Source organism: Streptacidiphilus neutrinimicus (genome assembly GCF_000787815.1).
Taxonomy (GTDB): domain Bacteria; phylum Actinomycetota; class Actinomycetes; order Streptomycetales; family Streptomycetaceae; genus Streptacidiphilus; species Streptacidiphilus neutrinimicus.
The window spans coordinates 1-465 of the sequence record NZ_BBPO01000146.1 but is presented as its reverse complement, the minus strand read 5'-3'; the positions used below and the strand labels follow the sequence as shown (position 1 = coordinate 465).

At 72.3% G+C, this 465-nt stretch carries 1 pseudogene; it reads left to right on the top strand.

What is annotated here, in order from left to right:
- Window positions 1–465 (top strand): annotated as a pseudogene (locus TR48_RS41405) (acyltransferase domain-containing protein); the annotation flags it as partial.

Here is a 465-nt window from a genome sequence, read left to right as displayed (position 1 = left end):
CACTCGCAGGGTGAGATCGCCGCTGCGGTGGTGGCGGGTGCGCTGTCGCTGGGGGACGGCGCGCGGGTGGTGGCGCTGCGCAGTCGGGCGATCGCGGGTGGTCTGGCGGGTCTGGGCGGGATGGTGTCGGTGGCGCTTCCGGTGGAGCGGGTGCGTGAGCGCCTGACCGTCTGGGGTGAGGAGCGGATCTCGGTGGCGGCGGTGAACGGCCCGTCGTCGGTGGTGGTCTCCGGTGAGCCGCGCGCTGGAGGAGCTGGTGGCCTCGTGTGAGGCCGATGGGGTGCGGGCGCGTCGGGTGCCGGTGGACTACGCGTCGCACTCGGCGCAGGTCGAGGTGATCCGTGAGGAGCTCCTTGAGGCTTTGGCGGGGATCGAACCTCGGGCGGGCCGGGTGCCGTTGCTGTCCACGGTGTCCGGTGAGCTGGTCGACGGCTCGGGGATGGATGCCGCGTACTGGTACACCAA